Source organism: Geobacter sulfurreducens PCA (genome assembly GCF_000007985.2).
In the GTDB taxonomy this organism is placed as follows: Bacteria; Desulfobacterota; Desulfuromonadia; order Geobacterales; family Geobacteraceae; genus Geobacter; species Geobacter sulfurreducens.
Window position 1 is genome coordinate 3,641,404 of record NC_002939.5, and the last position, 22,415, is coordinate 3,663,818.

General features: G+C 63.6%; 21 protein-coding genes. 9 read left to right on the plus strand and 12 right to left on the minus strand.

Translation table 11 applies throughout. The features are described 5' to 3' along the window. The 3 genes from GS_RS16615 to GS_RS16625 all read left to right on the plus strand — a co-directional run bounded on the left by GS_RS16615 (position 1) and on the right by GS_RS16625 (position 2,645). Entirely contained in the window at positions 1 to 720 is a 720-nt protein-coding gene (locus tag GS_RS16615) for a cytochrome c biogenesis protein (RefSeq protein WP_010943928.1), read from the plus strand. 17 nt (positions 721 to 737) lie between these two features. Next, on the plus strand, positions 738 to 1,442 hold the full coding sequence (locus GS_RS16620; protein ID WP_010943929.1) for a cytochrome c biogenesis protein ResB: 705 nt from the start codon (positions 738 to 740) through the stop codon (positions 1,440 to 1,442). Between the two features lie 93 nt (positions 1,443 to 1,535). After that, positions 1,536 to 2,645, plus strand: a complete 1,110-nt coding sequence (locus GS_RS16625) for a hypothetical protein (protein WP_010943930.1) — start codon at positions 1,536 to 1,538, stop codon at positions 2,643 to 2,645. Positions 2,646 to 2,780: 135 nt separating this feature from the next. On the opposite strand, the gene GS_RS16630 is transcribed toward GS_RS16625, so the two are convergent. The 3 genes from GS_RS16630 to GS_RS16640 form a co-directional block, all read right to left on the minus strand. Further along, a complete protein-coding gene (locus GS_RS16630) occupies positions 2,781 to 4,184 on the minus strand; it encodes a DUF4139 domain-containing protein (protein ID WP_010943931.1) in 1,404 nt (467 codons plus the stop codon). A 105-nt stretch (positions 4,185 to 4,289) separates the two neighbouring features. Continuing rightward, positions 4,290 to 4,886 (minus strand): peptidylprolyl isomerase, encoded by a 597-nt coding sequence (locus GS_RS16635; RefSeq protein WP_010943932.1) that lies wholly within the window; start codon positions 4,884 to 4,886, stop codon positions 4,290 to 4,292. Between the two features lie 72 nt (positions 4,887 to 4,958). After that, positions 4,959 to 5,555, minus strand: a complete 597-nt coding sequence (locus tag GS_RS16640; RefSeq protein WP_010943933.1) for a 50S ribosomal protein L11 methyltransferase — start codon at positions 5,553 to 5,555, stop codon at positions 4,959 to 4,961. Positions 5,556 to 5,713: 158 nt separating this feature from the next. Here GS_RS16640 and GS_RS16645 point away from each other — a divergent pair, with 158 nt between their 5' ends. The 3 genes from GS_RS16645 (at position 5,714) to ppk1 (ending at position 10,359) form a co-directional block, all read left to right on the plus strand. Next, the gene (locus tag GS_RS16645; protein ID WP_010943934.1) at positions 5,714 to 7,123 is read left to right on the plus strand and encodes a phosphoglucomutase/phosphomannomutase family protein; all 1,410 of its coding nucleotides are present in this window, start codon (positions 5,714 to 5,716) and stop codon (positions 7,121 to 7,123) included. Between the two features lie 97 nt (positions 7,124 to 7,220). After that, positions 7,221 to 8,174 (plus strand): magnesium/cobalt transporter CorA, encoded by a 954-nt coding sequence (gene corA, locus GS_RS16650; protein WP_010943935.1) that lies wholly within the window; start codon positions 7,221 to 7,223, stop codon positions 8,172 to 8,174. A gap of 1 nt (position 8,175) precedes the next feature. Continuing rightward, positions 8,176 to 10,359 (plus strand): polyphosphate kinase 1, encoded by a 2,184-nt coding sequence (gene ppk1 / locus GS_RS16655; RefSeq protein WP_010943936.1) that lies wholly within the window; start codon positions 8,176 to 8,178, stop codon positions 10,357 to 10,359. Positions 10,360 to 10,584: 225 nt separating this feature from the next. On the opposite strand, the gene GS_RS16660 is transcribed toward ppk1, so the two are convergent. Then, on the minus strand, positions 10,585 to 11,223 hold the full coding sequence (locus GS_RS16660) for a LexA family protein (RefSeq protein WP_010943937.1): 639 nt from the start codon (positions 11,221 to 11,223) through the stop codon (positions 10,585 to 10,587). A 208-nt stretch (positions 11,224 to 11,431) separates the two neighbouring features. Here GS_RS16660 and uvrA point away from each other — a divergent pair, with 208 nt between their 5' ends. After that, positions 11,432 to 14,245, plus strand: coding sequence for an excinuclease ABC subunit UvrA (gene uvrA / locus GS_RS16665; protein WP_010943938.1), 2,814 nt, complete (start codon positions 11,432 to 11,434; stop codon positions 14,243 to 14,245). 30 nt (positions 14,246 to 14,275) lie between these two features. On the opposite strand, the gene GS_RS16670 is transcribed toward uvrA, so the two are convergent. The 8 genes from GS_RS16670 to aroF form a co-directional block, all read right to left on the minus strand. Beyond that, complete coding sequence (locus GS_RS16670) at positions 14,276 to 15,007, minus strand: DUF1847 domain-containing protein (protein ID WP_010943939.1); 732 nt, start codon at positions 15,005 to 15,007, stop codon at positions 14,276 to 14,278. Beyond that, on the minus strand, positions 15,004 to 15,297 hold the full coding sequence (locus tag GS_RS16675; protein WP_010943940.1) for a DUF2288 domain-containing protein: 294 nt from the start codon (positions 15,295 to 15,297) through the stop codon (positions 15,004 to 15,006). Before GS_RS16675 ends, GS_RS16670 begins: the two co-directional genes overlap by 4 nt. A gap of 90 nt (positions 15,298 to 15,387) precedes the next feature. After that, entirely contained in the window at positions 15,388 to 16,131 is a 744-nt protein-coding gene (locus GS_RS16680; protein ID WP_010943941.1) for a TIGR03915 family putative DNA repair protein, read from the minus strand. Then, on the minus strand, positions 16,128 to 17,423 hold the full coding sequence (locus tag GS_RS16685) for a putative DNA modification/repair radical SAM protein (protein ID WP_010943942.1): 1,296 nt from the start codon (positions 17,421 to 17,423) through the stop codon (positions 16,128 to 16,130). The genes GS_RS16680 and GS_RS16685 overlap by 4 nt, the downstream gene beginning before the upstream one ends. 74 nt (positions 17,424 to 17,497) lie before the next feature. Beyond that, a complete protein-coding gene (locus GS_RS16690; protein WP_010943943.1) occupies positions 17,498 to 18,622 on the minus strand; it encodes an NADH:flavin oxidoreductase in 1,125 nt (374 codons plus the stop codon). Between the two features lie 42 nt (positions 18,623 to 18,664). Continuing rightward, positions 18,665 to 20,107, minus strand: coding sequence for a pyruvate kinase (gene pyk, locus GS_RS16695; protein WP_010943944.1), 1,443 nt, complete (start codon positions 20,105 to 20,107; stop codon positions 18,665 to 18,667). 17 nt (positions 20,108 to 20,124) lie between these two features. After that, positions 20,125 to 20,472, minus strand: a complete 348-nt coding sequence (locus tag GS_RS16700; protein ID WP_010943945.1) for a cytochrome c — start codon at positions 20,470 to 20,472, stop codon at positions 20,125 to 20,127. A gap of 149 nt (positions 20,473 to 20,621) precedes the next feature. Further along, positions 20,622 to 21,632 carry a 3-deoxy-7-phosphoheptulonate synthase gene (gene aroF, locus GS_RS16705; protein WP_010943946.1) on the minus strand — a complete coding sequence of 337 codons (1,011 nt, stop codon included), beginning with the start codon at positions 21,630 to 21,632 and terminating at the stop codon, positions 20,622 to 20,624. 177 nt (positions 21,633 to 21,809) lie between these two features. On the opposite strand from aroF, the gene GS_RS16710 reads away from it, so the two are divergent. Continuing rightward, entirely contained in the window at positions 21,810 to 22,124 is a 315-nt protein-coding gene (locus GS_RS16710; protein ID WP_235044928.1) for a c-type cytochrome, read from the plus strand. 6 nt (positions 22,125 to 22,130) lie between these two features. Beyond that, the gene (locus GS_RS17735; RefSeq protein ID WP_010943948.1) at positions 22,131 to 22,415 is read left to right on the plus strand and encodes a DUF507 family protein; all 285 of its coding nucleotides are present in this window, start codon (positions 22,131 to 22,133) and stop codon (positions 22,413 to 22,415) included.

Sequence of the window (22,415 nt, forward strand, 5' to 3'; positions counted from 1 at the left end):
ATGAAATGGCTCCTTGTTGCCTCGGCGGCACTCTATCTCTTCGGTTCGTTCCGACGCCCCCTCTTTGCACTGGGTCTCGGCGCGGGGCTCGCCTATCTGGCCCTCCGCGGCATCTCCCTGGGCCGGTTGCCCCTGGTGGGCCCCCACGACACCATTGCCTTCTTTTCCGCCTCCATCGGGCTCATGACGCTGCCGTTCCTCTTTTCGCCCTCGCTGCGGAACTCTTCCGCCTTCCCTTGGGCAACGGGGGGAACCGCCGCGGTTTTCGCGCTGTTCTCCCTGGCATTTCCCGCCCTCGCCATGCCGCTGCCGCCGATACTCAACACCCTCTGGTTCGAGCTGCACGTGGCGCTTGCCTTCTTCGCCTATGCGCTCTTCACCATCGGGGCCATCATGGGCGTCCTCTTCCTGGCCGGCGGAGAGCGGCGGCTCCTGGATCTCCAGTACCGGGCGGCCCTCGTGGGATACACCTTTTTTTCCGGCTCCATGGTTGCCGGCGGCATCTGGGGATACTATGCCTGGGGGACCTACTGGCTCTGGACGCCCAAGGAGCTCTGGACCTCCATCCTCTGGATATTCTATACCTTCTGGCTCCATCTGCGCCTGAGAGGAGCCGGCGGAGACCGGCTCCTGGCCTGGACCGGCATCCTCGGCTTCGGGGTCATGCTCTTCACCTACCTGGGGGTGAGCATGCTCATGAAAAGTTCGCACAGCTTTTAAAGGGGACTGCACCACGCATGCTGACCAGAATCTATCAATCCCTTGCATCCCTCTGCCTGGGCCTCTGGCTCATGGGAGGAGTCATGGCGCTCCTGGCCGTCGGCTCCTTCGGCGGTGAAGAGGCAGCAGCCCTGAACGCAATGCCCCTCTACGTCTGGCTCACCCGTGCCCCCCTCGCCGCCTCCTGGTGGCTCTGGGGGACCCTGGCGCTCCTGACGCTTCTCACCATCAACACCATCCTCTGCAGCATAGAGGCAATCCGGCTGAGGTTCGGCAAAAGCACCCTGCCAGCGCTGGTGGCTCCGCAACTCATGCACCTGGGCTTCCTGCTCATCGTCCTGGCTCACCTGCTGAGCGCCACGGGGGGCGCCAAGGAGGCCATGCAGGTCTACCAGGGCTCCTCCATCGGGTTTCCGGACGGGAGCACCCTCCATGTGGGGCCCATTTCGGTTGCCACGGGTCCCATGGGGATGCCGGCCGACTATCGCGCCCAGGTGCGCGCCGTGACCGGCAGCCGGGTCGAGGAAGGAACGGTGAGCCCCAACCATCCGTTCTTCCACGGAGGATTCGGCGTCTATCTCAAGCACGCGGAGGAGCACCCCTTCCCCGTGGCTGTCATGGAAATCCACCGGGAGCCAGGGGCCGGCTGGGCCCTGGCCGGCGCCCTCCTCTTCACAGCCGGTAACGGCATGCTCCTGGCGCTCCGACGGGAACGCCGCTAACGAGACTTCCTCTTGCATCGCTACGCCGATGTGTTAGTATGAAACCTCTCATTTTTGCGGATAAAATGCATCGGCTGTACCGAGGAGTCGTCCATGTCCAGACCATTGACTCGAACCGTCGTCGCGCTTGCCCTCCTGGCGGCCTCCTCAGCCGCCCACGCAGACGGCGGCCCTGCGGCAGGCGGTCTCGCCGAGGGCTCGGTCACCTATAGCGCAATCGCTCCCAACTCCATCACCAACAGTAAGATCGTGGACGGCGCCGTCACCGACGCCAAGCTCGGCTTCGGCGCCGTCACCACTCCGAAAATCGCCGACGGCGCCGTGACCGACGGCAAGATACGCGGCCCCATCGCCGGCTGGAAAATCGGGCCGCACGGCCATGACGCAACGGACATCGTCCAGGGAACCATCGATGCCGCGCGGCTTCCGGTGGGAACCGGCCCGGGTACCGTTGCCGCCGGCGACCACACCCACGAATTCCTGCCGAAAAAACCGGCCACCCTGATCGTGGTGGCCCCCACGGGCGGCGACTATGTCAGCCCCATCGACGCGCTCAATGCCATTACCGATGCGTCCGCTGAGAAGCCCTATCTGGTGAAGATCATGCCGGGAGTCTACGACCTGGGGATCGCCACCATGGTCATGAAAGAGTATGTGGACGTGGAGGGCTCCGGCGAACTCGCCACCCGGCTCAGGGGAAGCGCCGCCGACGCCGGCGTGGTGGCCTGCGCCTCCCGGGCCGAACTGCGCGGCCTTTCCATCGAGGCGGCCGGTGCGGAGGGGAATATCGTCGGTATTTTCAACGGCAGCAGCGCACCCCGGATCAGAAACGTAAGCGTCACCGTACAGGGAGGAAAAGGGACCTTCGGCATCTACAACCTGATGGCAGAGCCGCTCCTCGACTCGGTGACCGTAACGGCCCACGGCGGTGACGCAGGCTTCGGGATCTTCAACATCCATTCCTCCCCCGTGATCAGGAACGCCACCATCTCTGCCGGCAACGGCGTGTACACCACGTCCTCCGGGAGCGCCACCGTGGAGGGGTCGATCATCACCGCCACCCTCTTTTCCATCTTCAACGACACCGCCACCACCACCCGCGTCGCAAACACCCGCCTGGCGGGTGGGAGGATCGTCAACAGCGGCATCATGAAATGCGCCGGGGTCTATGACGCGGAATTCGACCCGGTCCAGTGCCGCTAGTCTTTCGAGTGGCCCGCTCCCGGGACTGCCTGCTCGAAACAGAACGGCATGCTGAAACAGGGCACCAGTACAAACGGGGCGCCGGAATGCTGAATTCCGACGCCCCGTTCCCGTTTATTCCCAAGCTCAACCGGATCAGTACCGCATCCTCACCCGGTAGGTAAGCTTTGCCTCCCCATCCTTCGGTACCGGCACCAGGAACTCGGCGGCCCGGGCATCCCCGCCGGTCGGCTTGAGCGACGAGGTGAGAATTCGCCAGTCCCCCGGCACCGGTTCCACCACCCGAACGGTTATATTCTCGGCCTTGTGGTTGCGCAGAGCAATCTCAAAGGCGGCCTCATAGGTGTCGGACGCCGTCTTGCGCCATTCGGTCTGACGCCGCTCGGCCACCACGTCAAAGGCGTCGCCCAGCTTCACCCGCACCGTCTCCTTTTCCGGGGTATGATCGATGCTGTCCTCGCCCACGAACTGAAGGCTCCCGTCCCCATCACGCTTGTAGACCCGCGCCACCCCCCGGGGGAGCGGCATACCGAGCCCGCTTTCCCGCCGGTTGCCGAACTCGGTGTAGACCGCCACCTTTTCCTTCCGGGGCTCGCCGGCAGGGCCGTGGAAGAAGTAGCTTTCTCCCCGCAGGAGGAATTCCTTGCGGACCGGAATCTCCGCAGCCGTGACGAGACTGATCTGCTTGGTCTGGTTGTCCTTGATGGTGGAAGGGCACTGGAGGGTGTAGAGATGGTATTCAAAGAAACTCTCCTCCCGGAAGGCGGGTGCGGCGGCCATGGCCTCGGCCCGCATCATCTTGGCACGCCCCTCGTCCTCCCGCACCCGGTTGATGTCGCCGGCCACGAGTTTCAAGGCGGCATCCCGGTAGGTGGCGCCGCTGCGGTTGTCGATGGTTACCCACCCGGCCAGATCGGCCCGGTCGTCCTTCTCGGCCAGGGTCACCACGTAATCGGCCCGCCAGCTGATGCCGTTGGTCAGGTAGGTGGCCTCCACCTGCCGCGCCGCCTCCCGACCGCTCTCCAGGAGCCAGACCAGGGTCGGCCGGGCAATGAGATCGTCGGGAACGCCGGGAAAGATGATTCGCCCCGGATGCCCGAAGGTAATCTCGTCGCCGATCCGGAAGACCGGCCCCCCCGTGGTGGAGAGCAGCGTGGCCGCAACCACTTCTTCCCGCTCGGTGGTGGGATTCTTCTGGTAGAGTTTCACCTCGCGCCCCACATACTTGTCCATGAGCTTCTGGGGGGACAGGAGATCATACTCGTAGTTCTGCTCCAGGACCCGGATTCCGTCGCCCTCGGGCGCAGCCATGGAAACACTGGAGGGAATCACCTGGGCCGCCACGTCCATGAAGCGGAGTTCGCCACTCCCCTTGGGGAGCCTGATCTCGCGCCGATCCTTCACAAGGCCCAGGTTCTGGTTGTAGATGGTGAGAGAAACTCCGCGCTGGTCGGCTTCGGTGGAAACGACGGGAGCGGCGGCGCACGGAACGGCAAGGGAAAGGACCGCGAACAGAACGGCAATACGGTGTGGTTTCATGACATACCTCGCCCGGTGATCTGGCGGCAGGGCCGCACCTGGAGGTATATCACAAAAAAAGGCGCCCGTCAGGGCGCCTGGTGGTATGCGAGTCGTAGTGCCGGGTTACCGGATCTTGACGGAGGTGATGACCACCGGCGTCACCGGTATGTTGGCGAAGAGCATGTTGAGACGCTGGGTGGGGGAGGCGGCAATCTTGTCAACCACATCCATCCCCTCGATCACCTTGCCGAACACCGCGTAGCCGTAGCCGTCGGGGCGGGGACGGTTCAGGTTTTCGTTGTTCACCAAGTTGATGAAGAACTGGGCCGTGGCGCTGTCGGGGCTGGCGGTGCGGGCCATGGCAATGGTACCCCGGTCGTTCTTGAGGCCGTTGTCCGCCTCGTTCTTGATCGGAGCCCTGGTCTCCTTCTGTTTCCGGTCGGTGGTGAAGCCGCCTCCCTGGATCATGAAGCCGGGGATGACCCGGTGGAAGATGGTGCCATCGTAGAAGCCGCTCTTGACGTAGTCGAGAACGTTCTTCACCGTGGCCGGCGCCTTGTCCGGGTAGAGCTCCACGGCGATCTTGCCGAGGCTCGTCTCCATAACCACCACGGGATTGGCGGCCTTGGCCGCCTTGTCGGCGGCATCGGCGTTGCCGGCCAGGAGCAGTGCGCCGAACAGCCCGCTCATGAGCAGGGCGATGATCAGTCTCTTGAACATGTACAACCTCCGGGAAACCTAAAGACGGTGTGCTGCAAACGAATTATTATATAGGCACTTCCCCGGGAAAGGTCAAGCCTTCCGCATGACCAGGGTGACGTAATCCTCCATGATCCGCAGGTCGGTCTGGATGCATCCCAGGTTGGCAAACCGCCGCTGCACGTCGAACTTGTCCTGGAGCGGAATCCCGGAGAGGAGCAGCCAGCCGCCGGGGCGGACGCGCGCCACCATCTCTCCGGCCAGGGCCAAGTGGATATCGGCGTAAATATTTGCCATAAGCAGGTCGTAGAGTCCCCGCCCCACAGAGGCCAGCTCACCGCAGACCGTAAAGACCCGGTCGGCCACGCCGTTCAGCCGTACGTTGGCGGCGCAGGAGGCAGCTGCCTTGGGATCGATGTCCACCGCCACCACCGAGGCCGCGCCGAGCCGCACCGCCGCGATGGCGAGGATGCCGGTGCCGCTCCCCAGATCGAGCCCGCGCATGCCGGTCAGGCCGGGTATCCGCTCCAGTTCTTCCAGGCACGAGGCGGTGGTTTCATGTTCACCGGAGCCGAAGGCCCCTTTTTTCCCCATGATGAGGGGGATGTGCTCCCCCAGAGGCAGGGGCGCGTCCTCCGGCACAATGATGAATCCCCCGACCGTGAAGGGGGTGAAGATACGACCAATCATGGCTCAGTGCTCCGTTGATGAAGTGGTCCCAACCATACTCCATTTCGGCGGTCGGGGGAACAAACAAATGGTTGACTTGACGGGGGGATGTGCGGAAAATGTCGGGTTACCGGCCCGATGGCCGCAACCATACCGACATTGCAGGAGGATTTGATTCCGTGCAGATAACATTCGGCACCGACGGCTGGCGGGGGATCATCGCCCGGGAGTTTACCTTCGACAATCTCTCCCGGGTGGCCCAGGCCACCATGGATTACCTGAAGCGGGAAGGGCTCGCTGCGCGCGGGCTCGTCGTGGGGTATGATCGCCGCTTCCTCTCCCGGGACTTCGCCGACCGCGTGGCCGAGATTGCCGCAGGCAACGGCATCCGGGTCTGGCTGACCGACGGTCCGGCTCCCACTCCGGCCATTTCCTGGGCCGTCCACGAGATGAAGGCGGGCGCCGGCGTCATGATCACCGCCAGCCACAATCCTCCCGCCTATAACGGGTTCAAGGTCAAGGAATCCTTCGGCGGCTCGGCCCGCCCCGCCACCACCAGGATTCTGGAGGAGATCACCGCCGCCAACACCGCTGCCGGCCGAGGCATCGAGGAACGTCCCCTGGCGGCGGCGCTGGCCGATGGTACCGTAACCATCTTCGACCCGCGTGAGGGTTATTGCCGTCAGCTCGCCCGTTACGTGGACCTGGATCTTATCCGCCAGGCCGCCATCCCCCTGGCGGTGGACCCGATGCACGGTGCCGGGGCCGGCGTCATTCCGGAACTCGTGCCCGGCGCCCTGGAGATCCACGGGGATGAGAACCCCGGATTCAGGGGAGTCCCCCCCGAGCCCACCGAAGAGCACCTGCAGGAGCTGGCGACGCTCGTGCGGGACGGCGTCTGCCGGGTGGGACTGGCCCTCGACGGCGACGCGGACCGGATCGGCGCCGTGGACGAAAACGGCGAGTTTTTCTCCTCCCACCGGATCTTCACCGTGATCCTTCGGCACCTGGTGGAGCGCAAGGGCCTCACCGGCGGGGTGGTCAAGACGGTCTCCACCACACGGATGATCGATCTGCTGGCGCAGAAGTACGGGCTTCCCCTCCACGAAACCCCCATCGGCTTCAAGCATATCTGCGAGCTGATGCTCGAGCACGACATCCTCATGGGTGGCGAGGAGTCGGGAGGGCTCGGGGTAAAGGGACACATCCCCGAGCGGGACGGGGTCCTCATGGGGCTCCTGCTTCTGGAAGCCATGGCCATGAGCGGCAAGGGGCTTCGCCGGTTGCTGGACGAAACCATGGACGAAATCGGCGTCTTCCACTACCAGCGGCTCGATCTCCCCATCGAGGATGCCCCCAAGGCAGCCCTCATTACCCGGCTGCGGGAGGAGCGGATCGACGCCATTGCGGGACGGCCGGTGGCCGGCACCAATTTCCGCGACGGCTTCAAGTTCATGTTCGAAGATGGCTCCTGGCTCCTGATCCGCCCGTCAGGGACCGAACCGGTGCTGCGCCTCTACAGCGAGGCCGGCACGCCCGGGACCGTTGGGGAACTACTGGCGGCCGGCCGGGAAATCGCAGGGGTCTGACCGGAGAGGGCAGTGGCCGCTTGACCCCTGCCATCCTTGCATCTACAATCGTTGTAACGTGGCAACATCCTGAATTTCTGGCAGAAAGCGGTGCACTATGATCAAGGCATACCTTCGCGCGGAAGACACCTTCAGACCGGTGGCAGTGGAGTCCGATGAACTGGCGGAACTGGACACCGATACCCTCGTCTGGCTCGACCTCATGTCCCCCACGACCGAGGAGCTGGCCACGGTTGAGCGTTGCCTCAAGCTGGAACTGCCGACGCGGCAGGAGTCGGAGGAGATCGAGTTCAGCTCCCGCTACTGGGAGGACGAAACCGGCATCGACATCAACACCTACTTCCTCGTGAAGCAGGATGACAAATACCATAACGAAACCGTTTCGTTCATCCTGAAGCGGCACTTCATCGTCACCATCCGGTTCAGCGACCACCGCATCTTCACCGAGTTCTCCCGCCGTCTCCGGCTCAATCCGCGCGCCTTCCGGGACGGGGCCGACATCCTCAACGGGATTCTCGCCATGCGGGTCGACATGGACGCCGACATCCTTGAGGCCCTGTCCAAGTCCATTGCCAGCATCGGCCGGAAAGAGCCCCAGTCCTTCGACAATCCGACCACGTTCCTCGAATACATCACCGACTACGAGGACATCAACATCACCATCCGCGAAAACCTCACGGACAAGCACCGGGTACTCTCGTCGCTCCTGAAGAGCACCATGATCAGCGAGCCCCTAAAGAAAGAATTCAGCATGATGATGAAGGACGTGAACTCCCTCATCATCTCCGCCAACTTCAACTTCGAGCGGCTCGACTACCTGCAGAACCTCTTCCTGAACCACATGAGCGTGGAGCAGAACAAGGTCATCAAGATCTTCACCGTCATGTCGGTCATCTTCCTGCCCCCCACCATGATCGCCAGCATCTACGGCATGAACTACAAGCACATGCCCGAGCTGGAGTGGGTGTTCGGCTATCCATTCGCCCTGAGCCTCATCGTCCTCTCAGCGGTATTGCCCCTCTACATCTTCAAGAAGAAAGGGTGGCTGTAGCATGCCGCGCAAGGCACAGGCAGCCGGGACCGGCGCCCCGGAACCGACTGGCGCGCGCGCCCCGGAGACGAGCCTTGCCTCGCCCGAGCTCTACCTGAACCGGGAACTCACCTGGCTCGAGTTCAACCGGCGTGTCCTCCACGAAGCCGAGGACACCCGCACCCCTTTGCTGGAGCGGGTCAAGTTCACGGCAATCGTGAGCTCGAACCTGGACGAGTTTTTCATGAAACGCATCGGCGGCCTCAAGCAGCAGGTCGGGGCCGGGTTGCAGCACCCCACCGTGGACGGCCGCACCCCCCGTCAGCAGATTGCCGAATGCTACGCCGTGGTGCGGGATCTGGCCGAACGCAAGCGGCGGGTGTTCGGGGAGCTGCTGGGTCTCCTGCGGGACGGGGGCATCCGGATTCTCGGCTACAGCGAGCTGAGCGAGAAAGAACGTAAGGGGCTGCGGCAGCACTACCAGCGCAATATCTACCCCCTGGTGACCCCCCAGTCCATCGACCCGGCTCACCCGTTCCCCTTCATCTCCAACCTCTCCCTCAATCTCCTGGTGACCTTGCGCTATCCGCGAGAGCGCGAGACGTCCCTGGCCCGGGTGAAGGTGCCGGTAGGAGCGGGCATCCCGCGCTTCATCCGCGTGGGAGACGACGACCGGTTCGTCCCCCTGGAAGAGGTGATGCGCCACAACCTGGACATGCTCTTTCCGGAGATGGAGGTGACGGCGTGCGAACTCTTCCGGGTGACCCGCAACGCGAACACTGAACGTAACGAAGAACAGGCGGACGATCTGCTGTCCCTGATCGAGTCGGAGTTGCAGGACCGCCGGTTTGCCCCCATCGTCCGGCTGGAGGTGGGCGCGGACATGGACCCGGTCCACCGGGGGATGCTGGCCGCAGAGCTGGAGCTGACCGAAGCCGACGATGTCTTCGATGTCGAGGGGATGCTGGCCTTTCGCGACCTCTTCGAGATCGCGGCCCTTGGCTACCCGGAACTGCGCGATCCTCCCCACCATCCCGTCGACCACCCCCGACTCATGACCGACCGGAACATTTTCCACGTGCTCCGCGACGCCGGGGCCATCCTCTTGCAGCACCCCTACGACTCCTTTGCCACGTCGGTGGAGCGCTTTCTCATGGAGGCAAGCGAAGACCCGAAGGTGCGCGCCATCAAGATGACCCTCTACCGGACCGCCTCCGACAGCCGGATCATCGACTGCCTGGTGAACGCGGCCAACAACGGCAAGCAGGTGGCCGTGGCGGTGGAGCTCAAGGCCCGCTTCGACGAGGCGGCCAACATCAGGCTGGCGGAGCGGATGGAGGAGGCGGGAATCCATGTCACCTACGGCGTGGTGGGACTCAAGACCCACTGCAAGGTGATCCTGGTGGTACGGCAGGATTACAACGGGCTGCGGCGCTACGTTCACATTGGAACCGGCAACTACCATCCCGGAACGGCCCGGGTCTACTCCGACCTGGGACTGCTCACCAGCGACGAAACCATCGGCCAGGATGCCACCGAGCTTTTCAACTATCTCACAACCGGCTATACCCCGCGGCGCAACTACCGGAAACTGCTGCCCGCTCCGAAGCACCTGAAGCGGGCGCTGCTGGCCAGGATCGAGCGTGAAGCGGAACTTCACTCGGAAAAGAGCCCGGGGCTCATCCAATTCAAGATGAACGCCCTGGAAGACGCCGATATCGTTGCAGCCCTCTACCGGGCAGCACGGCAGGGAGTGCGGATCGACCTCATTATCCGTGACAGTTGCCGCCTCCGGCCGGGCGTACCGGGGCTCTCGGAATCGGTGCGGGTGGTGAGCGTGGTGGGAAGATTCCTGGAACACGCCCGGATCTACTACTTCCGCAACGGCGGCGACGAGGAGTACTTCATCGGTTCCGCAGACGCCATGAAGCGCAATCTTGAGTACCGAGTCGAAGTCCTGGCGCCGGTGGAAGCGCCGGAACTGCGAAAGGAACTCCGAACCATGATCGACGTGCAACTGGGAGACCGGCGGAGCGCTTGGGACATGCGGCCCGACGGCAGTTACGTGCAACGGATGCCGGGCGAAGGGGACGATCCCCGTGGAAGTCACGAAATTCTGGTGGACTTGGCTGAAAAGCGTCGCAAGGCCGGGGCGCGCCTGAAAAAGAAAAAAGCCCGGGGAGTCGTTCGGCGCCCTGTCCGGTAATACCTCGGTTTCACCTTACTGCTGGATCTTTCCGTTGCACTGCAGGGGCTCCGTCCGCGCCCCGCTCGCTCCTCCCGCAGCGGCAACCGCCCCCCTATCCCACCGCCCCCTGTCCGCAACAATGCGCCGGAACCCGGCATGGCGTGGCCACAGACGACCATGGCCCACCGGGGCCGTGGGACCTCATCCAGTCCGTACATCCGGCCGCGGTCGGGGCACTGCGGGCTACAGCTTCACGTTCCGCCAGACCTGCACCACCGTGCCGATGATCCGGGTGTCGGGATCGGGATGGAACGGGGAATAGGCGGCATTGTCGGGGGAGAACAACAGTTCGCCGGCCTTGAGGCGATAACGGCGGAGAATGGCTTCTCCCCACCGGTTGGTGACGAGCACGATCTCGCCCGGCGCTGCCGGCCGTGCCGGGTCGAAGAGAACCATATCCCCGTCGCGGATTGTGGGAGCCATGAAATCGCCGTAGGCGAGCACCGCATAACACCCCTGCGGCATCCCGGGGAAGACAATCCGACCCTGCACCACATCCCCCGGAATATCCTCGGGAAATCCCTGGGGAACGCTCTCCAGCAGCGGAGTCCCCTCGCCTGCCCCCTCGCCCGCGCCGTCAGGGGGGGCGTTCATGGCGCCCTTTCCCTGGAGAAGCCAGGTCACGTTGACTCCGTAAGTCCGGCAGAGCGCAATGACGAGCGTGTCTGAAGGGACCTTTCTGCCCCGTTCGATACTGCTCAGAAACCCCTGGACGATGCCGAGGGAGTCGGCAAACGCCTTCTGGGTCATGCCCCGTGCCTGACGAAGTTTCCTGATGCGCCCTCCCAGGGGCGACTCTGCCCCGTTTCGCGCACTTTCCATGACATTATCTCCCTGATATACCAGCGGCGGGCTTTATCTACACTGAACATTACTGACAGATAAAGTATTGCAAGTCAATATATCATCTCTTTGGGACTGCACCATTGACGGGGACAGCGCGAAAGCCCCTCAGCAATTCGATTATGTGGTATAGTGAGCTCTTGCGTCCGGCCCTCCGGCGCCAGCATGCATTACCCACGGGAGCACCATGGCACACGACACCATCATCGTCAAAGGCGCGTGCGAACATAACCTCAAGTGCATCGACGTGGAGATCCCTCGGGACAAGCTCGTCGTCATCACCGGCATTTCCGGGTCGGGAAAATCGACCCTGGCCTTCGATACCATCTATGCCGAAGGGCAGCGCCGCTACGTGGAATCCCTCTCGGCCTATGCCCGCCAGTTTCTGGAGCAGATGGAGAAGCCCGACGTGGAATCCATTGAGGGGCTTTCCCCTGCCATCTCCATCGAACAGAAGACCACCAGCCGCAACCCCCGCTCCACCGTGGGAACCGTCACCGAGATCTACGACTACCTTCGGCTCCTCTTCGCCCGCGTCGGCCACCCCCACTGCTATGAATGCGGCAAACCGATCACCTCCCAGACTGTCTCCCAGATGGTGGACCAGATCATGGCCTTGCCCGCCGGAACCAGGCTTCAGCTTCTCTCGCCCATGGTCCGGGGTCGCAAGGGGGAGTACCGCAAGGAACTGGCCCAGTTGCGCAAGGACGGCTTCGCCCGGGTCATCGTGGATGGCGTGCAGCATGAGCTGGCCGAGGAGATTCACCTCGACAAAAACAAGAAACACGATATCGATATCGTGGTGGATCGACTCATTATCAAGGAGGGAATCGAGCGGCGCCTGGCCGACTCCCTGGAAACGGCCCTGAACCACGCGGAAGGGGTGGTAAAGGTCCAGGTCGTGGACGGCGACACCATCCTTTTCTCCGAGGCACTGGCCTGCATCGACTGCGGCATCTCCTACCCCGAGATGACCCCCCGGATGTTCTCATTCAACAACCCCTACGGCGCCTGCCCCGACTGCACCGGCCTCGGCACGCGGATGTACTTCGACGAGGAACTGGTCGTGCCGAACCCGGAACTCTCCATCCGCGAAGGAGCCATCGCCCCATGGGAGAAACGGCTCTCGGCCTGGTACCACATGACTCTGGACGCCCTGGCCAAGGCCTTTGACTTCGACATCCGGACCCCCTTCAAAGAGCTCTCTCCCCGGGTGCGCGAGGTGATCCTGCGCGGATCCAAAGGCGAAAAAGTTGAGTTCTGGTGGGAAGAGGACGGTGGGCGGCGTCACACCTACACCAAGGAATTCGAAGGGGTCATCCCCAATCTGGAGCGGCGCTACCGGGAAAGCGACTCGGAGCAGGTGCGGGAAGAGCTGGAGCGCTACATGAACGTAATGCCCTGCCCCACCTGCCAGGGGGCGCGCCTGAAGCGCGAGGCCCTTCACGTGAAGGTGGCGGAGCGGGACATCCGTCAGGTAACCGCTCTCTCCATCAAGGACGCCTTGGAGTTTTTCGCCTCCCTCACGCTCACCCCGAAAGAGGAGGAGATCGCCCGCCGCATCCTGAAAGAAATCAGGGAGCGGCTCCACTTCCTAGTTAACGTGGGACTCGACTACCTGTCCCTGGACCGGACCTCGGGCACCCTCTCCGGCGGTGAAGGGCAGCGGATCCGGCTCGCCACCCAGATCGGCTCCAGCCTCGTGGGGGTTCTCTACATCCTGGACGAGCCCTCCATCGGCCTGCACCAGCGGGACAACGGCCGACTGTTGCAGACCCTCAAGCACCTGCGCGACATCGGCAACACGGTGCTGGTGGTGGAGCACGACGAGGAGACGATCCTGGAGGCGGACCACGTGCTCGACATGGGGCCCGGCGCCGGTGAGCACGGGGGCCGCGTGGTGGCCCAGGGAACCCCGGCGGAGATCATGGCGAACCCCGAGTCCCTCACGGGCCGCTATCTCTCAGGAGAGCTCACCATCGCCGTGCCTAAAAAGCGGCGCAAGCCCAAGCGCTTCATCACCGTGGAGGGAGCCGCGGAAAACAACCTGAAGGATGTCACCGTCGACATCCCCCTCGGTGTCATGACCTGCGTCACCGGGGTGTCCGGGTCGGGCAAATCGACACTCGTGATCGACACCCTCTACAAAGTCCTGGGCCAGCGGCTCTACCGGAGCCGGGAGCGGGCCGGCGCAGTACGCGACATCCGGGGACTGGAACAACTGGACAAGGTCATCAACATCGACCAGTCGCCCATCGGCCGCACGCCGCGCTCGAACCCCGCCACCTACACCGGGGTCTTCGCCGATATCCGGGATCTCTTCGCCCAACTCCCCGAATCCAAGGTGCGGGGCTATAAGCCGGGGCGCTACTCGTTCAACGTGAAGGGGGGACGGTGCGAGGCCTGCGCCGGGGACGGGATCATCAAGATCGAGATGCACTTTCTCCCCGATGTCTACGTCCAGTGTGAGGTCTGCAAGGGAGCCCGCTATAACCGCGAGACCCTGGAGGTTACCTACAAGGGGAAATCCATCGCGCAGGTCCTGGACATGACCGTTTCGGAGGCCCTGCGCTTCCTGGAGAACATCCCGAAGGTCAAGGCAAAGCTCCAGACCCTGGAGGAGGTGGGGCTCGGCTACATCCGCCTGGGCCAATCGGCCACGACCCTATCCGGCGGCGAGGCCCAGCGGGTGAAACTGGCCAAGGAACTGGCGCGCCGGGCCACCGGCCGAACCATCTACATCCTCGACGAGCCCACCACCGGCCTTCACTTCCACGACATCGCCAAGCTCCTGGAGGTGCTAAGAAAACTGGTGGAGGGGGGAAATACCATCGTCATCATCGAGCACAACCTGGACGTCATCAAGACCGCCGATTACATCATCGACCTGGGCCCCGAAGGGGGCGACCGGGGCGGCGAGGTGATCGCCACCGGCACACCTGAGGAGGTGGCCAAGGTGACACGGTCCTACACGGGACAGTATTTGCGGAAGATGCTGTGAAGAGGCGGGATAACGGCGGGGGAAGGAGAGCTACTCCTCCCCCTCGGGGATGTCGATCGGCATTTTCTGCAGACGTTTGAAGTAGAAGTTTTGGCCGTAGAGCACGGCCACCGGGTTGTGGCCGGTAACCCGGTCCTTGCAGACCAAGGTGGTGACCGGGGCCGCGGAATGCTTGGTGAACAGCATGTCGTGGCCCACGCAGAGGCCGACGATGATGTTCATGTGGGTGCCGCAGCGGTTCAGAACCTCTGCCTGGGCAACGGGATTACAGGCGGGCTCGAACGTTCCGGGACGGACCTTGTCGCTTTCGTCCAGGCCCAGTTCCAGCTTGTCGATGCTGCCGGCCTTGCAGCAGACGCTCACCGGCTCCAGTCCCTGGGCCTCCAGAATCGTGGCCAGCTGCCGGGTTTCATCCAGGAGCCCGATGCAGGTGGCGATGCCCACCTTGCTCCAGCCCATGAGCTTCGCCAGGGCTATGGTGTCTTCCACCCGGGTCCAACGGGCCACCACGGCGTCGCTTCCGGTCATCTTCCGGTAGCAGAGCCCTTCAACCCGGGCCGCTACCCGGGCAAGCCGGGCATCGTCGCTCTCGCCGCGGTATTCGTCGAAGCTGGAGGCCACGATGTCGCCATGGGCCGAAGATGGGCAGTCCGCAGGCCGGCCGGGCCGGTTGTCCGGGTTGCTCCAGCAGTTGGTGGTGCCGCTTTTCTGCCAGACGGCGCTGCAACGGGCACAGGATGGTGGCGGCGGCGTATCGTTCATTGTTTCTGCTCCTGGATCAGGACATAGGGACTGATGATGAGGGCGGAAAAACTGATCTCTTCATTGGCGTCCCAGGCCGAGATCTGCTCGGCCGAGGGCTTGGCCAGGAGCCCGGTCTGGATCCAGTCTCCCACCACGGCGGTATCGTCGGAAGCAATGCTGACACCCACCTCCACAAGGTCGAGCCCCCGGTTCACGACGATGAGCCCGCCCCGCTCCAGATGAGCCCGCAACCAGCTCCACTGGGCCACGTCAACCTGTACCGCCAGTTCCTCCCGCGTTATCTTCACTGCGTGCTCTCCCTCATGTTGATATTCATTGTGCAGTTGTATCAGCATATCAGGATTATCAAAAAATGCCACCCATGACCGTCAACGCCGTCACCGGTCGAACTCCGGCAGGTGACGACGGTGCTTGAGAGGAAGGTGCTGCCGCTGCAATTCAGGGTTACGACGCTCCTCGATGGCCAGCCGGTCGAAATAGCGCTGCCAGAGATCGCGAAACAGGCGCTCCCCGTTGGACAACTGAAGTGGGCCGGTCACCTCCAGTTCCGCGTCGGTCCATGTGCGGCGGGACGGATCGAAGATAATGGCCTCGCCCCGGCGGGGATCGTGAATGATCCAGCGCTGGTCGGCGAAACGGTCGGCAAAATGGGGAGCCACCAGGGGGAGGATGCGGTGTTCCGGCTCGATTGCGGCATACCAGATATCGCCGTCCAGATGCTGGAAACGGACAAGCCCTTTGTAACGGTGCGCCTCGCGCCCCACGGCCCGAGCAAGTTTCCACACGGGCACGACCCGCTCGTGGGCGAGCATCCCGTCGAGTTGTTGTCCCACCACAACCCCCAGTTGCAGAAAATGGAAAAGGAGCAGCTCTTTGCCCGGTTCCGCGGCACGGAAGGCAAGGCGGAACGTGTGCAGAGCACCTGGGGTAAGGGTTCGGCGCAAAAGTCCGTAGAACGCCGCGGCACGCTGCCGGTCGGTTGCCACCTCCTCAACCGCGGCGAAGAGCGCCTGCTGCTCCGGTTGTTGGTCGATAATCGCCTCGGGCTCTACTCCCCGTTCCCGGGCCAAGGCAACAGCCGTGAGGAAGCCCGCAAAGGTGCCGTCGTAACGAAGGATCACAACTCACCCGTGATGGTGGACCGAATGTCCATGCCGGCCCCACCGTCGAACAGGGACGGCTGGCTCCAGCGCTCGCGCCGAAGTGGTTTTTCGGTGAGACGCAGCCGGAGGCCTGCCGCATCGGGAGTCAGATCGGCGGCGAACCTCCCTCGGGCGGTAATGAAGTAGCGGGCGCGCTTCATCACCACCCCGAGCCTGGGCAGGTCATCCAGGGACAGATGGCTGCCCCGCCGCGCCAAGACGATCCGCTGGGCCGAGCGGACCCCGATTCCCGGCACCCGAAGGAGCGCCTCGTAGTCGGCCCGATTCACCTCGACGGGGAACAGGTGAAGATTTCGGAGCGCCCACCCAGCCTTGGGGTCCAGCGAGAGATCCAGGTTGGGGCGCTCTTCGTCCAGGAGCTCGCCGGCGGCGAAGCCATAGTAGCGCATGAGCCAGTCGGCCTGGTAGAGGCGGTGTTCCCGCGCGAGCGGTGGGGTGCCCACCACGGCGGGAAGGCGCTCGTCCCGGTTCACGGAGATGAAGGCAGAGTAGTAGACCCGCTTCAGGGAAAGCCTTCCGTAAAGCCCCGCCGCCAGCGAAATGATCTGCAGGTCAGTCTCCCCCGATGCGCCGACGATGAGCTGGGTGCTCTGCCCGGCCGGGGCAAAGGGGGGCATCTTCCGGGAAACCTTGCGCTCCTCCCGGGTCTGGACGATCAGCTCCCCCACTCGCTTCATGGGCCCCACGATCGACTCCCTGCTTTTGTCGGGCGCCAGGAGTGCAAGGCTCTCGCGCGACGGGAGTTCCATGTTGATACTGACCCGGTCGGCATGGCGACCGAGTCGCTCCACCAGGGCGAGGTCCGCGCCGGGCACCACCTTTACGTGGATGTAGCCGTTGAAGCGGTACTCCTCGCGCAGCTGCCGGGTCGCTTCGATGAGAAGCTCCATGGTGTAGTCGGGATTCCTGATGACCCCGGTGGAGAGGAAGAGCCCTTCGATGGCATTGCGGCGGTAAAAGCCGATGGTGAGCTCCGCCACCTCGGCGGGAGTGAGCATCACCCGCCGGATGTCGTTGGAGCGACGGTTCACGCAGTAGGCACAGTCATAGATGCAGACGTTGGTGAGAAGGATCTTCAGGAGGGATACGCAGCGGCCGTCGGCGGTCCAGGAGTGGCAGATGCCGCACTGGGCGGCGTTTCCGATCCCACCCTTGCCTTTGCGGGAGCTGCCGCTGGAGGCGCATGAAACGTCGTACTTGGCGCCGTCGGCGAGGATTTCGAGTTTTTCAGCCAGAGTTGGTTCCGCCATCGTTCCCCTCAAAAAAGGCAAGGCCCGGGCAATCCTCTCCCGGACCCATGACGGAATACGTCGCATTCCTCCCGTTACAGAGAAAACTCCCGGCTCTCCCGCTCCATCTTGTCCACCACGCAGCAGATCCCCCCCTCCTTGAGCCCCGGCTTGAAACAGCCGTTGCATGAGATACAGCGGGCCCGGCTCTCGTCGCCCTGCTGCCAGCGGAGGGGAAGGTGCGGTTCGCGGATGAGGGGCCGGGAAAGGGCCACGTAGTCGGCCTCTTCCCGGCGGATGACCCCTTCCACCAGCTCGAAGGAACGGAATCCCCCCACCACCATGACAGGGCAAGAGACGGCATTCTTGATCCGATAGGCGGACGGAAGGTTGTAGGCTTCCTGCTCCCGGGTCTCGATCCCCTGACGCACTGCGGTTCGGGCTCCCGAGGCGGGGGTGCCGCCCGACACCTCGATGGCGTCGATGCCTTCTTCATCGAGCATCCGGGCAACTTGAACCGCCTCGTCCAGGTCGAATCCGCCGGCCAGGTTGTCGGAGCCGTTGAGCTTGACCATGACGGGGAACTCTTTTCCCACCGCCCGGCGCACGGCACGGCAGGTCTCAAGAAGGAACAGGGCTCGACTTTCCAGGTTGCCACCGTAGTGATCGGTCCGATGGTTGGTAAGAGGAGAAAGGAACTGGTTGATCAGGTAGCCGTGGGCGGCGTGGAGCTGGACCGCGTCGAAGCCCCACTCGCGTGCGCGGCGGGCGCCGTCGGCGAACAGGCCCGCCAGCTCAACCACTTCGGCCATAGGTAGTTCCCGCGGCAGTTCCGGATACTGCACCGCCTTGATTGCCGAGGGAGCCACCGGCTGGCAGCCGGCGGCCCGGGACGGCGCCTGTCCCCCGCAGTGAACCAGTTGGAGGCAGATTTTCCCCCCTTCCCGGTGGACGGCGCCGGTTACCTGCCGCGCGGCGGCGGCGAAGGAGCCCTCATGGACACCCATCTGCCCGGGAAGTTGTTTCCCGTCAGGGCGAACGAAGGCGTAGCCGGTGATGATGAGCCCCACCCCGCCCCGGGCGAGGGTGGCATAGTAACCCGCCAGCTTTTCCGAGGGACAGCCGTCCTCGCCGCACATTCCCTCCCAGGTGGCGGAGCGGACGAGGCGGTTGGCAAGCACCATGTGGTTGATCTTGGTCTCGTCGAACACCTTGCGCATCAGCGTTCCTCCTTCAACCGGCGGCAAATCGCAGGGACGGGCTCAAAATATCTCGAAGAACTGGCCGGTTCCCAGCTTGTGGACCTTCATGAGGTTGGTGGACCCCCGGGCCTCCACCGGCACACCCATGGTGATGACCACCACGTCGCCCTTGCGGTAGCCACCGGACAGGAGCGTCGACTCCACGGCCACTATCTGCTCGTCGGTGCCGGCCATGGTGCCGATGGGGTATGCCTTGACTCCCCAGTAGAGCGACAGCCGTCGCATGGTGTCCACCGAACCGGTGAAGGCGAGGATCGGCAGCGGAGGCCGGTAGCGTGAGATGCGGGCAGCCGTGCTCCCCGACTGGGTCATGCAGGCCACGGCCTTCGCCTTCAGAATGACGGCAGCGTGGCAGGCGGCCTCGGCCACCGCCTCGGCGATGCTGACGCTGTGGCGGCGTGGCCCCGAGCCGTCCTCCACCTGAGCGAAGCGCTCAACGTCGAGGGCCACCTTGTCCATGGTACGCACCGCTTCCAGGGGAAACTGCCCCGAGGCGGTCTCACCCGAGAGCATGACCGCATCGGTTCCGTCGAGGATGGCGTTGGCCACGTCCGAGGTCTCGGCCCGGGTGGGGCGCGGATGGCTAATCATGGATTCAAGCATCTGGGTGGCGGTGATCACCGGTTTGCCGGCCTCGTTGCAGGCCCGGATGATCTTTTTCTGGAACAGGGGGACCTTTTCCGGGCTGATTTCCACCCCCAGATCGCCCCGGGCCACCATGACCGCATCGGCAACCTTGAGGATGCTTTTGAAGTTGCGCAGGGCCTCGGGCTTCTCGATCTTGGCCACCACCGGCACCTGGACGTCCCGTTCGAAGAGGATCCGCTTCAGCCCCTCCACGTCGGCGGCAGTGCGGACAAAGGACAGGGCAATGTAGTCGACCCCCACCTCCAGGCAGAAATCCAGATCGCGGAGGTCCTTCTCCGACAGCGACGGCGCAGAAACCTTGACGCCGGGGAGGTTGATCCCTTTCAGATCCTTGAGCATGCCCCCCTGGACCACGGTGCAACGGACCGTGGCGCCGGACACGGACTGGACCCGCAACTCGATAAGGCCGTCGTCCAGCAGGATGCGTGAGCCGGGCTTCACGTCGTGGGGGAGAGACTGGTAGATGGTGGAAATGAGACCGGGGCGCCCCAGGACCTCATCGGTGGTAATGTCGAGCGAGTCGCCCCGCACCAGCGGAATGGCACCGTTCTCCATCCTGCCGGTCCTGATCTTGGGCCCCTGGAGATCGGCCAGAATGCCTATCTCCTTGCCCCGTTCGGCGGAAAGACGCCGGATGGCGGCGATTACCTCCCGCCGCTGGTCGTTGGAGCCGTGGGAAAAGTTGAGCCGGAAGACATCGACTCCTGCGTCCATCAGCTGCCGGATCATGTCGGGCGAGGAGCTGACGGGCCCCAGAGTGGCGATGATCTTGGTTTTGCGTGACAGTGTATCCATGGGCTTCGGCATAGGCGTCAGTGGTGGAATTTGCCGACCCGTCCCTTATGGGCCGGACTCGGAGACTTGTGGCACTCGAAGCAGGGAAGTTCGTCCACCTTGCGGATGTCGAGGCTCGACCGCGGACGATCGGTGGGGGGAACGTTGTACGTCTCGGTCTGGAAGTAGGGGCGGTCGCTGCCGCGCTCATCGGTCAGGGCAACGGTGCGATAGGATACCTGCCAGTTTGCGCTGATGGGAACGGTATGGCACTGATCGCAACCGCCCGGCGGAGGAATAGCCTTCCAGGACATCAGCATGGCGCAACCGCTGGCCAGCGACAGCATGGCCACGAATGCCAGAAGTGTGAAAACTCGGGTGAGCATGAGGCACTCCTTGATGGGTGGTCGTTTACGGCATGAGAAAGCATAGCACAAGAGGAGGGCAAAACAAACCCGGTGGGTGGCGTAACCCCCTTGAAAGGCAGGGGCGGCGAAAAAACGGGCCGGCAGATGTCCGCCGGCGCCGCCCTGGATCAGAAGCCGAGGAACTCGTTGAGCCGCCGGATCTCGCCCATGAGTGCCTCGAAGCCGTGGAAAGTGAGAGACTGGGGGCCGTCCGAGAGGGCCTTGTCCGGCTCCGGGTGGACCTCCACGAGGACACCGTGGGCTCCTGCCACCAGCGCCGCCTTGGCCATGGGCGCCACGAGGCTCCGCTTTCCGGTGGCGTGGGAGGGGTCAACCATGACCGGCAGATGGGTCATCTCCCGGATGAGGGGCACCACCGCCAGGTCGAGGGTATTGCGGGTGGCGGTCTCGAAGGTCCGGATCCCCCGCTCGCAGAGGATCACCTGGCCGTTGCCCTCAGCCAAAATGTATTCGGCCGCGGCCAGAAATTCCTCCAGAGTAGCACTCATCCCCCGCTTGAGGAGCACTGGCTTGCGGATTCGGCCCAACTCCTTGAGCAGTTCGAAGTTTTGCATGTTGCGCGCGCCAACCTGGAGGAGGTCGGCATATTCCGCCACAAGTCCCACCGTGTCGGGACTCATGACCTCGGTCACGATGGGAAGTCCCGTCTCCCGGCGGGCAATGGCCAGAAGCTTCAGCCCTTCCTCCCGCAGCCCCTGGAAGGTATGGGGACCGGTGCGGGGTTTGAAGGCGCCCCCCCGCAGAAGATCAGCTCCGTATTTTTTCACCGCCCGCGCGGTCCGGACGATCTGCTCCTCCCCTTCCACGGCGCAGGGGCCGGCCACCACTACAGGGCGCTTCCCCTCGCCGATGGCCACGTCGCCCACCTTCACCACCGTATGGCGCGGGTGGAAGTCGCGGGAAACGAGCTTATAGGGTTTGGAGACATGGATGACCTCCTGAACGCCGGGCAGATCCCGGATGGTGGTATCATCCACATACCCGTGATTGCCGAGGACGCCGATGGCTGTCCGTTCGCTGCCGGGAATGGGCGCCGCCGTAAGTCCCATCTGCTCCACCGCCTTCACTACCGCCTCGATTTGTTTCGGTCCAGCCTTGTGGTTCATGACAATCAGCACGAATCCCCCCCCGGTTCCCGAATGAAACAGCTTTCACGCATCGTGTTACGATACCAGACCGCCCCCGCAGGGGTCAACGGCTAAGAGCCGGTCGCGCCGGCGGATATCACCTAACGGCTGGTTGCTTTTTCGACGCGTTCCGGTACAATGGGCTGACTCGATTCCAGACCAAGGAGAATGCCCGTGACCAAGGCCGTTGCCGTTATCCTCGCCGCCGGCGCGCTCTGCGCCTCCTCCGTCCCAACCTTCGCCGCCGCATCGGGAGAGAAACTCTTCGCAGAGAAGTGCGCCATGTGCCACAAAGTGAAGGGTGCGGGCGGAATCCTCGGCCCGGATCTGACAAAAGTGGGAGCAACGCGGAATGAATCGTTCCTGCGCGAACAGCTGACAAACCCCAAGAAAATGAATCCTGCCACCACCATGCCGTCTTTCAAGGGCCTGCCCAAGCAAGAGCAGGACGCGCTGGTCAACTACCTGAAAGGCCTGCGGTAGACGCCCGTGCGACTGAAGGACGAACAGATAGCCCGGCTGGCCGAGCGCCTCCTGGAGGGGCTCACGGCCGCCGGCCTCATCACCCTCAAAGCCGAGCGGGGCAAGATCCTCGACGGCATCAGGCGCGCCGTTGCCACCGACATCAAGGGTGAGGAGGAACTGGAAAAAGAGGCAGAACGGCTTCTGGAGCAGACCCTCCGTTCCATGGGCAGCGGGGCAGGCATCGACCGCCACCGGATGCTCAAGATGATCAAGGACAAGCTGGCGAAAGACCGCGGCGTGGTTCTCTGA

Coding starts and splice junctions, on each gene's coding strand:
- GS_RS16615 (WP_010943928.1), top strand. CDS start 1: ATGAAATGGCTCCTTGTTGCCTCGGCGGCACTCTATCTCTTCGGTTCG.
- GS_RS16620 (WP_010943929.1), top strand. CDS start 738: ATGCTGACCAGAATCTATCAATCCCTTGCATCCCTCTGCCTGGGCCTC.
- GS_RS16625 (WP_010943930.1), top strand. CDS start 1,536: ATGTCCAGACCATTGACTCGAACCGTCGTCGCGCTTGCCCTCCTGGCG.
- GS_RS16630 (WP_010943931.1), bottom strand. CDS start 4,184: ATGAAACCACACCGTATTGCCGTTCTGTTCGCGGTCCTTTCCCTTGCC.
- GS_RS16635 (WP_010943932.1), bottom strand. CDS start 4,886: ATGTTCAAGAGACTGATCATCGCCCTGCTCATGAGCGGGCTGTTCGGC.
- GS_RS16640 (WP_010943933.1), bottom strand. CDS start 5,555: ATGATTGGTCGTATCTTCACCCCCTTCACGGTCGGGGGATTCATCATT.
- corA (WP_010943935.1), top strand. CDS start 7,221: ATGATCAAGGCATACCTTCGCGCGGAAGACACCTTCAGACCGGTGGCA.
- ppk1 (WP_010943936.1), top strand. CDS start 8,176: ATGCCGCGCAAGGCACAGGCAGCCGGGACCGGCGCCCCGGAACCGACT.
- GS_RS16660 (WP_010943937.1), bottom strand. CDS start 11,223: ATGGAAAGTGCGCGAAACGGGGCAGAGTCGCCCCTGGGAGGGCGCATC.
- uvrA (WP_010943938.1), top strand. CDS start 11,432: ATGGCACACGACACCATCATCGTCAAAGGCGCGTGCGAACATAACCTC.
- GS_RS16670 (WP_010943939.1), bottom strand. CDS start 15,007: ATGAACGATACGCCGCCGCCACCATCCTGTGCCCGTTGCAGCGCCGTC.
- GS_RS16685 (WP_010943942.1), bottom strand. CDS start 17,423: ATGGCGGAACCAACTCTGGCTGAAAAACTCGAAATCCTCGCCGACGGC.
- GS_RS16690 (WP_010943943.1), bottom strand. CDS start 18,622: ATGCGCAAGGTGTTCGACGAGACCAAGATCAACCACATGGTGCTTGCC.
- pyk (WP_010943944.1), bottom strand. CDS start 20,107: ATGGATACACTGTCACGCAAAACCAAGATCATCGCCACTCTGGGGCCC.
- GS_RS16700 (WP_010943945.1), bottom strand. CDS start 20,472: ATGCTCACCCGAGTTTTCACACTTCTGGCATTCGTGGCCATGCTGTCG.
- GS_RS16710 (WP_235044928.1), top strand. CDS start 21,810: ATGCCCGTGACCAAGGCCGTTGCCGTTATCCTCGCCGCCGGCGCGCTC.